The sequence below is a fragment of the Glaciihabitans sp. UYNi722 genome, from assembly GCF_040549465.1.
GTDB lineage: Bacteria > Actinomycetota > Actinomycetes > Actinomycetales > Microbacteriaceae > Lacisediminihabitans.
Genome location: NZ_JBEPTL010000022.1, coordinates 44,394 through 56,426 on the forward strand (window position 1 = coordinate 44,394; position 12,033 = coordinate 56,426).

At 66.1% G+C, this 12,033-nt stretch carries 10 protein-coding genes; 7 read left to right on the forward strand and 3 right to left on the reverse strand.

Going from position 1 to position 12,033, the window contains the following annotated elements; all coding sequences use genetic code 11:
* Window positions 1-91 precede the first annotated feature (91 nt).
* Window positions 92-1,297, reverse strand: a complete 1,206-nt coding sequence (locus tag ABIB56_RS14825) for a trans-sulfuration enzyme family protein (RefSeq protein ID WP_354570000.1) — start codon at window positions 1,295-1,297, stop codon at window positions 92-94.
* 82 nt (window positions 1,298-1,379) lie between these two features.
* Between ABIB56_RS14825 and ABIB56_RS14830 the strand changes: the two genes are divergently transcribed.
* From ABIB56_RS14830 to ABIB56_RS14840, 3 genes are all read left to right on the forward strand, one after another.
* A complete protein-coding gene (locus tag ABIB56_RS14830) occupies window positions 1,380-4,874 on the forward strand; it encodes a bifunctional proline dehydrogenase/L-glutamate gamma-semialdehyde dehydrogenase (protein WP_354570001.1) in 3,495 nt (1,164 codons plus the stop codon).
* A gap of 10 nt (window positions 4,875-4,884) precedes the next feature.
* Window positions 4,885-5,709: an aldo/keto reductase gene (locus ABIB56_RS14835; protein ID WP_354570002.1), complete on the forward strand. Its 825-nt coding sequence runs from the start codon at window positions 4,885-4,887 to the stop codon at window positions 5,707-5,709.
* Window positions 5,710-5,783: 74 nt separating this feature from the next.
* Window positions 5,784-6,494 carry a nucleoside/nucleotide kinase family protein gene (locus tag ABIB56_RS14840; protein ID WP_354570003.1) on the forward strand — a complete coding sequence of 237 codons (711 nt, stop codon included), beginning with the start codon at window positions 5,784-5,786 and terminating at the stop codon, window positions 6,492-6,494.
* On the opposite strand, the gene ABIB56_RS14845 is transcribed toward ABIB56_RS14840, so the two are convergent.
* The gene (locus ABIB56_RS14845) at window positions 6,491-6,847 is read right to left on the reverse strand and encodes a GntR family transcriptional regulator (RefSeq protein WP_354570004.1); all 357 of its coding nucleotides are present in this window, start codon (window positions 6,845-6,847) and stop codon (window positions 6,491-6,493) included. The two genes, ABIB56_RS14840 and ABIB56_RS14845, sit on opposite strands and share 4 nt — an antisense overlap.
* A gap of 178 nt (window positions 6,848-7,025) precedes the next feature.
* On the opposite strand from ABIB56_RS14845, the gene ABIB56_RS14850 reads away from it, so the two are divergent.
* Window positions 7,026-7,592 (forward strand): sigma-70 family RNA polymerase sigma factor, encoded by a 567-nt coding sequence (locus ABIB56_RS14850; RefSeq protein ID WP_354570005.1) that lies wholly within the window; start codon window positions 7,026-7,028, stop codon window positions 7,590-7,592.
* 40 nt (window positions 7,593-7,632) lie between these two features.
* On the opposite strand, the gene ABIB56_RS14855 is transcribed toward ABIB56_RS14850, so the two are convergent.
* Window positions 7,633-8,073 carry an Lrp/AsnC family transcriptional regulator gene (locus tag ABIB56_RS14855; RefSeq protein WP_354570006.1) on the reverse strand — a complete coding sequence of 147 codons (441 nt, stop codon included), beginning with the start codon at window positions 8,071-8,073 and terminating at the stop codon, window positions 7,633-7,635.
* 134 nt (window positions 8,074-8,207) lie between these two features.
* Here ABIB56_RS14855 and ddaH point away from each other — a divergent pair, with 134 nt between their 5' ends.
* From ddaH to ABIB56_RS14870, 3 genes are all read left to right on the forward strand, one after another.
* On the forward strand, window positions 8,208-9,080 hold the full coding sequence (ddaH, locus tag ABIB56_RS14860) for a dimethylargininase (RefSeq protein ID WP_354570007.1): 873 nt from the start codon (window positions 8,208-8,210) through the stop codon (window positions 9,078-9,080).
* On the forward strand, window positions 9,077-10,393 hold the full coding sequence (gene rocD / locus ABIB56_RS14865; RefSeq protein WP_354570008.1) for an ornithine--oxo-acid transaminase: 1,317 nt from the start codon (window positions 9,077-9,079) through the stop codon (window positions 10,391-10,393). The genes ddaH and rocD overlap by 4 nt, the downstream gene beginning before the upstream one ends.
* Window positions 10,394-10,729: 336 nt before the next feature.
* On the forward strand, window positions 10,730-11,752 hold the full coding sequence (locus tag ABIB56_RS14870) for a Gfo/Idh/MocA family protein (protein WP_354570009.1): 1,023 nt from the start codon (window positions 10,730-10,732) through the stop codon (window positions 11,750-11,752).
* The last annotated feature ends 281 nt before the right edge of the window (window positions 11,753-12,033 follow it).

A 12,033-nucleotide genomic window follows, 5' to 3' on the forward strand; every position in this document is an offset into this window, starting at 1 on the left:
CCTGCCGGCTTGGGCGGCGTGCAGACCGGTGCCTGCCGGCTCGGGCGACGTGCAGACCTCGGGTGAACGTGCCGGCTTCGGCTGGACCTTCTCAGCCGAACGTGGCGTCGAGAGCCGCCGCGAGGTCGGCGATCAGGTCGTCCGCCTCCTCCAGGCCGATCGAGAACCGGAGGTGCCCAAGCCTGCGGAACGGCTCGGGGTAGGCCGCGACACGGGGGCCATCGGTTCCGACGTGCACGATGAGCGACTCGTCGTGGCCGAGCGAAACTGCCGACGTGATCACGCGCAGGTTCGAGACGAAACGGTTCTGGGCATCCGAGTCGCCGTCGACCGCGAAAGCCATCATCGCGCCGTAGCCGCGCCCGCCGAACTGCCTGGTCGCCAGTTCGTGCTGCGGATGCGACGCGAGCCCAGGGTAGGCGACGTAGGCGACCCGCGGGTCGGCCTCCAAAAACTCGGCGACCCGCGCCGCCGACTCAAGGTGCTGCCGGAGTCGCAGCGGCAGGGTGACCGAGCCGCGCATAATGAGCCAGGCGTTGAACGGGGAGATCACTCCGCCGACATCCACCATGGCGTCGGATTTGATGCGCTGTACGAGTTCACGTGAACCGATCACCGCGCCGCCCATCGCATCGCCGTGTCCGTTGATGTACTTGGTGAGGGAGTGCACGACGAGGTCGGCTCCGTCGGCGAGCGGGCGGTAGAGCGGCGGCGGGCTGAAGGTCGAGTCCACCGAGAGGAGCGCGCCTGCCTCGTGCGCGATGCGGGCGATGGCCGCGACATCCGTGACCTTGGTTGTGGGGTTGGCGATCGCCTCGATGTGCACGAGTCGCGTGGCGGGGCGGAGGGCGGCGGCCACCGCGTCGAGGTCCGTCGCATCGATGAAGGTGGCCGTGATGCCGTACTTCTCGGGGAACAGCTCCGTGAACAGCCGGAATGTCGCCTCGTAGGTCACGTCGCCGACCACCACGTGGTCGCCGCTGCGCAGCTGTGTGAAGAACACCGCATGCAGCGCGGCGACGCCGGAAGCCAGCACCACCGCATCTTCGCCGCCCTCGAGAAGTGCCAGCTTCTGCTGCAGTCCGAGCTGGTTCGTGCCGGAGTTGCGGGTGTAGAGCGGGATGTCGGTACCCGACCAGCTGACGCCGGACGGGTCGTCGGGCAGGGCGTAGGAGTTCGCCATCACGATCGGCGTGCGGATCGCTCCGGAGCCCGCGTCGATCTCGTTGCCCGCGTGAACGGCCTGGCTGAGAAGGGAGAGGCTGGCCGGATCGTGTTTGTCGGGGCGTGAAGTCATGTGTTCAGCGTAGAAGAGTGTGGATCTACAGCTCGCTCTGTGACGGGGTACACGACACAGCGGGCGCAAGTAGTCTCGTTACATGCCGCAGTCCGTTCCCGAATCGTCCGCGAGCCCCGATTCGCTCGCCGACGAGGCCGTTCTCACGGTCCGTCGCTGGCTCACCGAGAGTGCCGATGTCACGCCCGACAGGTCTGCTGCGCGCCTCGCCGGCGTACTCAAGGACCCACGAGGACTCGATTTCACCATTGGCTTCGTCGACAGCGTGGTACGCCCGGAGGATCTCAGGGTCGCCGGCCGTAACCTGGAGAAGCTCTCGCGGGCCATCCCGTCCTTCCTGCCCTGGTATATGCGCATCGCCATTCAGCTCGGCGGAGGGTTCGCGCCGCTCATTCCGTGGCCGATCGTGCCGATCGCTCGTCGTGTGCTGCGCGGAATGGTCGGGCACCTCATCCTCGACGCGACCCCCAAGCACCTCGACAGGAGCATGGGAAAGCTGCGCAGTGCCGGCATCCGCCTCAACCTCAATCTGTTGGGTGAAGCCGTGCTCGGCGACGATGAAGCCGACCGCCGTCTCGCGGGCACCCGCGAGTTGCTTGAGCGCGACGACGTGGACTACGTGTCCGTCAAGGTGTCGTCGGTGTCCAGTCAGCTGTCGATGTGGTCCTACGACGAGACCGTCGAGCGGGTAGTGCGGCGGTTGACGCCGCTCTACGAACTCGCCGCGGTATCCGCCACCCGCAAGTTCATCAATCTCGACATGGAGGAGTTCCGCGACCTCGATCTGACCATCGCGGTGTTCACTCGCATCCTCGAGCAGCCACGGCTCAAGAACCTCGAGGCCGGGATGGTGCTGCAGTCCTACCTGCCGGATGCGCTGCGAGCGCTGCAGGGGCTCACCAACTGGGCGACCCAGCGTCGCGCGGCTGGCGGTGCGGGCATCAAGGTTCGCGTGGTCAAGGGCGCGAACCTGGCCATGGAGAACGTCGACGCGACCATCCACGGCTGGCCGCTGGCCACCTACTCGGTGAAGGAGCACACCGACACGAACTACAAGCGTCTGCTGCACTGGGCATTCACACCGGAGCACACCGACGCCGTACGGATCGGGGTGGCCGGCCACAACCTCTTCGACGTGGCCTACGCCTGGCTGCTCGCCACACAGCGCAGGGTCGACGCCCGCGTCGATTTCGAGATGCTGCTCGGCATGGCCACCGGACAGGCGGATGCCGTCAAGCGCGACGTCGGTGGCCTGCTGCTTTACACACCAGTGGTGCAGCCGGGTGAGTTCGATTCCGCGATCTCGTACCTCATCCGTCGGTTGGAGGAGAACGCGTCGAGCGAGAACTTCATGTCCGGCGTCTTCGAGCTGGCGGATGACGACGCGGTGTTCCAGAGGGAGGCCGACCGCTTCCTCAGCTCCGTGGCTCGGCTGGGCGACGGAGTGCCGGCATCTCATCGGCTGCAGGATCGTACGGTTCCGCTTCCCCTGCCACCTGTCGACACAGCCCCGCGCGAGTTCCTCAACGAACCCGACACCGACCCGGCCATCGCAGCCAATCGCGGCTGGGGTCGCGGCATCCTTTCTCGTGTTCCGTCGTCACGACTCGGGATCGACGGCATCGCCGCCGCGAAGATCACCGACCTCGAGACCCTGCAGCGAGCGATCGCCAGCACGGCAGCGGCCGGCGCGGAGTGGGGTCAGCGACGCTCGGATACCAGGGCGACCGTGCTGCACAGCGCCGGCGATGCGCTGGCGGCGGCGCGCGCAGAACTCATCGAGGTCATGGCGAGTGAGACCGGCAAGACGATCTCCGAGGGCGACGTCGAGGTGAGCGAGGCCATCGACTTCGCGCACTACTATGCCGAGCAGGCCCGCGCGCTCGACCGTGTCGAGCATGCGGAGTTCGTGCCATCGAAGCTCATCGTGGTCACGCCGCCGTGGAACTTCCCAGTCGCAATCCCGGCAGGCTCTGTGCTGTCCGCGCTCGCCGCAGGCTCCGGCGTCATCATCAAGCCTGCGCCCCAGGCACGCCGCACGGCTGCCGTTCTGGTCGAGGCGCTCTGGGCCGGAGGGGTTCCGCGCAGCGTGCTGACCCTCGCCGACATTGACGAGGGTGATCTCGGTCGGCAGCTGATCTCCGATCCTGCTGTCGACAGGGTCATCCTCACCGGTGCGTGGGAGACGGCAAAGCTGTTCCGTTCCTGGCGCGCCGATCTGCCACTGCTCGCCGAGACCAGTGGCAAGAACGCCATCGTCGTCACTCCCAGCGCCGACCTCGACCTGGCTGTTGCGGATGTGGTCAAGAGCGCCTTCGGTCACGCCGGCCAAAAGTGCTCTGCCGCGAGCCTGGTGATCCTGGTTGGATCGGTCGGCAAATCGGAACGGTTCCGCCGCCAGCTGCTCGACTCCGTCTCGACCCTGCGCGTCGGCTACCCGCAGGATCCGACCACGGTCATGGGCCCGATCATCGAACCGGCGGGCGGAAAGCTGGAGAAGGCTCTCACGACACTGGATGTCGGCGAGACCTGGCTGGCCAAGCCGAAGTCGCTCGACGAGAGCAACCGCCTCTGGTCACCCGGCGTGCGTGACGGCGTCACGGCCGGGTCGGAGTTCCACCTCACCGAATACTTCGGCCCCGTGCTTGGCATCATGCACGCCGACACCCTCGAGGCGGCCATCGAGCTGCAGAACGCTCCGGCCTACGGACTCACGGCAGGCATCCATTCGCTGGATGCCGATGAGATCGCCACCTGGATCGCCACCGTGCAGGCCGGCAACCTCTACGTCAACCGCGGTATCACCGGGGCTATCGTGCGCCGCCAACCCTTCGGCGGCTGGAAGCGGTCGACCGTCGGGGCGAGCGCCAAAGCGGGTGGACCGAACTACCTCGCCACTCTGGGCGACTGGCAGCCGGTGTTCTCCGAGCCTGGCAAATCGGTCGTTCTGCGCGGACTGAGCCCCAGGGTCACCGGGTTCATCGAGGCGGCCCAGCCCGGCATGGAGTTTCTCGAGTTCGACCGCGTTCGGTCCGGCGCGGTGAGCGACCAGCAGGCCTGGGACGAGGAGTTCGGCGTTGCCCGTGACATCTCGAACCTTCTCGTCGAACGCAACGTGTTCCGTTACCGGCCGGTGCCGGTGACCATTCGGCTGGCCGAGGGCGCGTCTCCCGCGCAACTGGTGCGCGTGGTCGCGGCTGCGACGAGGGCCGGCGCTCCCATCGCCATCAGCTCAGCTGTTCCGGTGGCTAGTGGCCTCATCCGTCTCTTCGGCAGTGGGCACCCGACGGTGGCCGTGCGCGAAGTGATCGTGGAGACGGATGCCCGCTGGCACGCCAGGCTGCAGTCCGGCGAGGCCCGCATCGGCAAGGGCAGCTCGAGTCGCATCCGCCTGATCGGCGGTGACCGGGCCGCCCTCTCGCTGGTGCTCGAGGGGGATCCGGATGTCGCGATCTACGCCGGCCAGGTCACCACAGCCGGTCGCATCGAACTCTTGCCGTTCCTGCACGAGCAGGCGATCAGCATCACTGCCCACCGTTTCGGCAACCCCGACCCGTCCACCGCAGTCGTTCTCTAAAGGAGCATCCATGATCCCCTCACTCCCGCTCAACAACGGAACCTCCATTCCACAGATCGGCCTCGGAACCTGGCCGCTGAACGACGAACAGGTCGCACCGGTGATCGTCACGGCGGTCGAGGCTGGCTATCGGCACATCGACACGGCGGCGAAGTACGGCAACGAGACGGGCGTGGGTGTCGGCATCCGGGACAGCGGTCTCGCTCGTGAAGAACTCTTCGTCACAACCAAGCTCGACGGCGAGTTCCAGGGCGACGATCGTGCGGTCGCGGGACTGGACGCATCCCTCGAGCGACTCGGCCTCGACTACGTGGACCTGCTGCTCATCCACTGGCCGCTGCCCGCACGCGGGGAATTCGTATCGACCTGGCGTACGTTCGAAAAGCTGTTGGCGGCGGGAAAGGCGAAGGCCATCGGTGTCTCCAATTTCAAGCCCGCCCATATCGCGAAGCTCGTCGCGGAGACGGATGTGCCGCCCGCGGTCAATCAGGTGCAGCTCAGCCCGTATACGCCTCGGCTGGCCGAGCGCCAGGTGAACGATGAGCACCGGATCGTGACAGAGTCGTGGAGTCCGATCGGCGCGGGCAACGACCTGCTCGTCGCACCCGCGATCGCAGCGATCGCAGAGCGCGCCGACAGGACGGCGGCCCAGATCGTGCTGCGCTGGCATGTGCAGCAGTCCCTGGTGGCGATCCCCAAGTCGGCGAACCCGGAGCGTATTCGCGAGAACCTGGACGTCTTCGACTTCGAGCTGACCACCGCTGACATCGACTCGATCGCGGCGCTCGACAAGGGCCCTGCGGCCGGCGTTGACTCCGACCACGAGGGCCACTGAGGTCACGCTGGTGTTCCAACCCCGCGCCGTGGCTTGTCACTTTCGGTGGGTGCGGGGCCGACAGACCACCGAAAGTGACAAGTGACGGCGTGACTACGGACGACAACGGATCAGCGGATGACGCGGGCCGGCGACAGGAACGGATCGACGCGGCATCCGCCATGCCATTGCTCGTCGAGCGGCTGTCAGCGCTGCGAGATCGCTCGGGGCGAGTGATGCTGGGGATCGTCGGCGCACCGGGTGCAGGCAAGTCCACGCTCGCCAATGACCTGGCTACGGCTCTCGGTGAGGATGTCGCTGCCGTCGTTCCAATGGACGGCTTCCACATCGCCTCCGCAGCGCTACCGGGCCCCGAATATCTGGAACGCCGCGGCGCCATGGACACCTTCGATGTCGGAGGCTATCTGTCCATGCTCAAGCGGCTCAGGATCGACACCGAGGACGTGATCTACGCACCCGCCTTCGAGCGCGCCCTCGAAGAACCGATGGCGGGCGCGATAGCCGTTCCTCGCAGTCTGCCGATTGTCATCACGGAGGGGAACTACCTCCTCTCCGACGAGACGCCGTGGAATGAGGTGCGCGCCTGTCTCGACGAGACCTGGTTCGTCGAGACGGATCACGCCACCCGCTTGGAACGCTTGATCGCCAGACATGTGCTTTCCGGCAAATCGCTCGAGCAGGCCACGCGGATGGCCACGGGGTCCGACGAACACAATGCTCGAGTGGTCGCCGATACCCGGTCCGCCGCCGACCTGGTCATCGCATCGGTGGCTCGCCGCCGCTAACTGCGCAGCGCCGCCTCGACCAGCGCGAGTGCGTCCGACGCGGAGACGCCCAGCTGGCGAGTCTGCTCGGCGTAGTCGTGGGCTGCACGTTGCGCCTCACGCTGGGCGGCGTCGCCATACTCGCTGATGTAGGAGCCGTTCCTCCCGCGGGTTTCGATCACGTGATCCCGTTCGAGTTCTCGATAGCAGCGCGCAACGGTGTTGGCGGCGAGGCCGAGCTCTTCGGCCAACCCGCGCACCGTCGGCAGTTTCGCGCCGGCCGCGAGCATCCCGGACCGCACCTGTTCGAGTAGCTGCACCCGAAGCTGTTCGTAGGGCGGCACCGAGGATTCGTGGTCGATTGACAGCGGCATGGATTCCCTCCCCGGACTGGGCGACGTAGCACTACACAACTATTGCCTGACAGGGAATCTTTACAAAATTCGTGAACTTCGCGTCATAACCACCGTGGTCGGCGCTCTCGCTTAACGTGCCCACTCTTTCTCGATACCCGCGAGTAATAAATGTCGACCCACCGGAGGGCGAATCCCGATGAAGCGAACGCACGACGATTACACCCAGGCGGACACGCTGCTCGAGCGTGTCGCCGAGGGTGACCAGGCCGCTTTCGCTGAACTCTTCGACGAACTCGCTCCCCGGGTCTTGCGCCGGATCGTCTCCGTGCTGCGTGACCAGGCGATGTCAGAAGAGGTTATGCAGGATGTCTTCCTCGAGACCTGGCAGAACGCCGCACGATACGACGTGAGCAAGGGCGGTGCCGCCGGCTGGATCCTCGCCAGAGCGCACGCCCGCGCCGTGGACCGGGTGCGCTCAGCTCAGGCCGAGCGCGACAGGGACCTAAAGGTCGGGATGCGCGACTACGCGCCGGAGCTCGACTCGATTCCCGAGACGGTCGAGTTGCAGATCGAGAGTGACAGGGTGAACACCGCGCTCGAGGTGCTCTCCGAGGTGCAGCGCCAGGCGGTTGTGCTGTCATTCTACCGCGGCTATAGCCACAGTCAGATGGCGGAGATGCTCCACGTGCCAATCGGCACCGTCAAGTCGCGAGTTCACGACGGTCTTCGTCACCTCCGCGAGGAGCTTGACGTCGCCTCCTAGCTCGGCGAGTTCGTGCAACCTCCTCGACGACGGTCGGAACTCAGGACTCCCTCGCCCGGTGGATCAGCTTCGACAGCACGATGGCGCTGCGAGTGTGGTCCACGTTGGGAGCGACGCGCACGCGCTCGAGGGCCAGCTCGAGCGAGGGGATGTCACGCGAGCGCATATGGACGATGGCGTCCGCGCTGCCCGTGACTGTGCCGGCATCCACCACCTCAGGGACCCCGGAGAGGATGCGACGCAGCTCCTCCGGTGCCACCGTGCCACGGCAGAAAAGCTCAACATAGGCCTCGGTGGCGAGCCCGTCGACGGCCGGGTCGACCTGGATGGTGAAACCACGGATCACCTTGTCGGCGACGAGACGGTCCACGCGGCGTTTAACTGCGGAGGCCGACAGACCGATGACCTCGCCGATATCGCCGTAACCGGCGCGGGCGTTCTGGCGGAGAAGGTCGATGATGCCGTAATCGAGGCTGTCCATCGCACCACTGTACGGTGTTTTCTTGTGCCCGTCTGAGCAAGTATGGAGATTTTATGCACCCTACGCTCCAAAATATCCGATGCGTGCGTGTGACACTGGAATGACCCCCACACCAGACTTCCAGAAGGAGCCACGTGTCGACCACACTTCCTGCGCCAGCGACCAGCATCGTGCGCACACCGAGCAAGCGCACCATCCTGATGTGCCGCCCCGACTTTTTCACCGTCAGCTATCGGATCAACCCGTGGATGCATCCGGAGGCCCCCACCGACACCTCGCTCGCGGTGCGCCAGTGGGAGACCCTCTACCAGACCTACCTCGACCTCGGCTTCGACGTGCACCTCATCGACCCGGTCGACGGCCTGCCCGACATGGTCTACGCGGCCAATGGCGGTTTCGTGATCGATAACATCGCCTACGGTGCGAGCTTCACCTACGCGGAACGCCAGCCAGAAGGCCCCGCATACATGGACTGGTTCGCCGCCAACGACTTCGATGTGCGGGTTCCGGAGAACATCAACGAGGGCGAAGGCGACTTCCTGCTCGTCGGCGACATCATCCTCGCCGGCACCGGATTCCGCAGCGCAACCAACAGTCACGAAGAACTCGCCCGCATCTACGGCCGCGAGGTCGTCACCCTCGAACTCGGCAACCCGAGCTTCTATCACCTCGACACGGCCATCGCCGTGCTCGATCCAGCCCCCGGATTCACTGCGCCCGACGGTTCTGGCCCAAACATCGCCTACCTGCCCTCAGCCTTCAACGAGACCGGCCTCGCCATCCTGCGCGAGCGGTTTCCGGATGCCCTGCTCGTGAACGAGGAAGACGCGGCCGTCCTCGGCCTCAACTCCTTCAGCGACGGGTACAACGTCGTGATCGCCTCGCGCGCCAAAGATTTCGAGCGCCAACTGCGCGAGCGCGGCTACAATCCCATCGGCGTCGACCTCAGCGAACTCCTGCTCGGCGGCGGCGGCGTCAAATGCTGCACGCTGGAACTCCGCCGATGAGCGTTGTTCGGGGGGCGGCCGCGGAGGCGTCGCCGACCTCCGCCCAGAGAGGCCCGACCACACCAGAGGCCGGTGACGCCTCCGCAACCACCAACACAATCAGCGGCGTAGCTGGCCAGGCAATTAATCTCGAGAACGAGCACATCGCTCACACGTACAGTCCGCTGCCGGTCGTCGTGGCTTCGGCGGAGGGCGCATGGGTCACCGATGTCGACGGGCGACGGTATCTCGACTGCCTCGCGGCGTACTCTGCGGTGAACTTCGGGCACGGGCATCCGCTGCTGGTGGATGCCGCGAAGAAGCAGCTCGACAGGGTGACGCTCACCAGCCGAGCCTTTCACAACGACCAGCTCGGGCCTTTTGTCACCGCTCTCGCCAGGCTGGCCGGCAAGGACATGGTGATTCCGATGAATACCGGCGCCGAGGCTGTGGAGTCGGGCATCAAGCTCGCCCGCGCCTGGGGTTACCGGGTCAAGGGTGTCGCCGCGAACCTGGCCAACATCATCGTGGCCGACGGCAACTTTCATGGGCGCACCACCACGATCGTCAGCTTCTCGGATGACCCGACCGCAACCACCGACTTCGGTCCGTTCACCCCGGGGTTCCGTTCCGTGCCCTACGGTGACGCTGCCGCGATCGAGGCGGCCATCGACGAAAACACTGTCGCCGTGCTGCTCGAACCGATTCAGGGCGAGGCGGGCATCATCGTGCCTCCGGCCGCCTACCTGCCGGCCGTTCGTGAGATCACGACGCGCAACAATGTGCTCTTCATTGCGGACGAGATCCAGTCCGGCCTCGGACGCACCGGCGCCACCTTCCAGTGCGACAACGTCGGGGTGGTACCCGACCTCTACCTGCTCGGCAAGGCGCTCGGTGGCGGGATCGTACCCGTCTCGGCCGTGGTCGGGAATGTGGATGTGGTCGGGGTGCTGCACTCCGGGGAGCACGGTTCCACGTTCGGCGGCAATCCGCTTGCGGCGGCGGTCGGTCGCGCAGTGATCTCGCTGCTCGAGACGGGGGAGTATCAGCAGCGCTCCCGCGTGATGGGTGAGCGTCTCACGACCGGACTCGAGCGGTTGGTCGGGTGTGGTGTGGTGGCGGTGCGATCGGCCGGGCTTTGGGCCGGCATCGATATCGACCCGGCGTTGGCGAGCGGTCGCGGGGTGTGTGAACTGCTGATGTCGCGCGGAGTGCTCGCGAAAGACACGCACGGGTCCACTATCCGCTTCGCTCCGCCGATCGTGATCTCGGCGGAGGACATCGACTTCGCCGTGGACCAGCTGGAGGCCGTGCTCCGGGAACTGCGCGCGTAGACCCCCCGGAACCTCGACGCCTGGGGAATCGTCCATCACGACCTCGTCGGTTGCATAACTCCTGCACTGTGGAGGTGGCCACGGTCTCGGGCCCGCGCTACCGGGTGACTTTTCGCCACCGGCTGCAGAGTGCAGGAGTTATGAAAAGGGGACAGGTCTTCGTCGGATGTGGGTACGGCCGCTACCCGCTTTCTGCGGCGATCGTGCTGCTTCTGCCTCCGGAGCTCGGGCCGACGGGGTACCGATGACCGTGGTCCTGGTCGCTGTGGTGACTTCAGCTCTCACCGCGACGAGTATGGTCGACAACATACGCCGATCGGCCCGGGGGGCACCGCAATGAATTTCTTTCCCGCATCGACCGCAACCCCTCTGAGGGGTGGACTGACGCTTCGTTGGGGAGTGCTCGCTCCCGGTCGCATCGCGGCCGACTTCGTCCAGACACTGCACCAGAACTCCGACCAGCGGATGCACGCAGTCGCGTCGCGCTCCTTCGAGCGCGCGGCCGCCTTCGGTGCTCGATTCGGCATCGAGCGCGTGTACGACAGCTACGAGCAGCTGGTCGCGGATCCCGACATCGACATCGTCTATGTGGCCGCTCCACACAGCGAGCACCGTGCGCTCGCACTGCTTGCGATCGCGGCTGGTAAGCACGTTCTGGTGGAGAAGCCGATCGCCTTGACCGCCGCTGAGGCGGGGGAAATCGCGAATGCGGCGCGGTCTGCCGGTGTGTTCGCCATGGAAGCGATGTGGGCGCGTTTTCTGCCACAGACGACCGTGATCGCGGCGCTGATTGCCGATGGGATTCTCGGCGATGTCGCGCTCGTCGCGGCGGACTATGGCTCGATCTTCGACTTCGACCCCGCGAGTCGGGCGTTCGATCCGGCCCTCGGTGGCGGGGCGCTACTCGACCTCGGCGTGTATCCGATCTGGTTCGCGCACTTCGTGCTCGGACGCCCCAGCCGAGTGGTGGCGAGCGGATCGATCACCTCGACCGGGGTGGACGGCCAGGCCGCCATTTTGTTCAGCACCGAGAGCGCGGAAGCCCAACTGAGTGCGAGCATGATCGTCTCAACCCCGGTGCGAGCGACCGTGAGCGGTTCTCTCGCGAGCCTCGACGTCGACGCCCCCTTCGTCGCCCCCGGGGGATTCACCGTCTACCGCGACGGCACCGACGATCCTCTGCGCTGGGACGATCCGACTTCGCTGCGCTGGCGCGATGGGCTGGTGTGGCAGGCCACGGCGGCGGCGCAGCACGTCGCAGACGGTCTGACTGAGTCTCCGCTGCATCCGCTCGACACCTCGATCGCGGTGCTCGAGACGATCGATGAGGCGCGGCGGCAGCTGGCGCTTCTCGGGTAGTTGGACCAGAGCTCGCGGTTTACCGTACCCGGCAGCCTCTCCCTCCAACTCTGCGCCCAAAAGTGACACCCGCGCCCGAACGTTCGGGCGCGGGTGTCATCGAGCGGCTCGGAGGTGTCGCTCGGGTGGAGTTCGCGAGGCAGGAGGAGCGCGTCAACCGGCGATCGGCGACTTGCGCGGCCGGGCCTTAGCCTCGATCCACCGATCGGGTTGGGTTGGGGGCGGCGCGTTAAACCGAGAATGCCTGTCGGATCAGGGAAAATGGGGTTTGTCTAGAACAC

What these genes read in the sequence shown, in the direction of transcription:
- ABIB56_RS14825 (WP_354570000.1), bottom strand. Translation starts at nt 1,297, where the DNA reads ATGACTTCACGCCCCGACAAACACGATCCGGCCAGCCTCTCCCTTCTC.
- ABIB56_RS14830 (WP_354570001.1), top strand. Translation starts at nt 1,380, where the DNA reads ATGCCGCAGTCCGTTCCCGAATCGTCCGCGAGCCCCGATTCGCTCGCC.
- ABIB56_RS14835 (WP_354570002.1), top strand. Translation starts at nt 4,885, where the DNA reads ATGATCCCCTCACTCCCGCTCAACAACGGAACCTCCATTCCACAGATC.
- ABIB56_RS14845 (WP_354570004.1), bottom strand. Translation starts at nt 6,847, where the DNA reads ATGCCGCTGTCAATCGACCACGAATCCTCGGTGCCGCCCTACGAACAG.
- ABIB56_RS14850 (WP_354570005.1), top strand. Translation starts at nt 7,026, where the DNA reads ATGAAGCGAACGCACGACGATTACACCCAGGCGGACACGCTGCTCGAG.
- ABIB56_RS14855 (WP_354570006.1), bottom strand. Translation starts at nt 8,073, where the DNA reads ATGGACAGCCTCGATTACGGCATCATCGACCTTCTCCGCCAGAACGCC.
- rocD (WP_354570008.1), top strand. Translation starts at nt 9,077, where the DNA reads ATGAGCGTTGTTCGGGGGGCGGCCGCGGAGGCGTCGCCGACCTCCGCC.
- ABIB56_RS14870 (WP_354570009.1), top strand. Translation starts at nt 10,730, where the DNA reads ATGAATTTCTTTCCCGCATCGACCGCAACCCCTCTGAGGGGTGGACTG.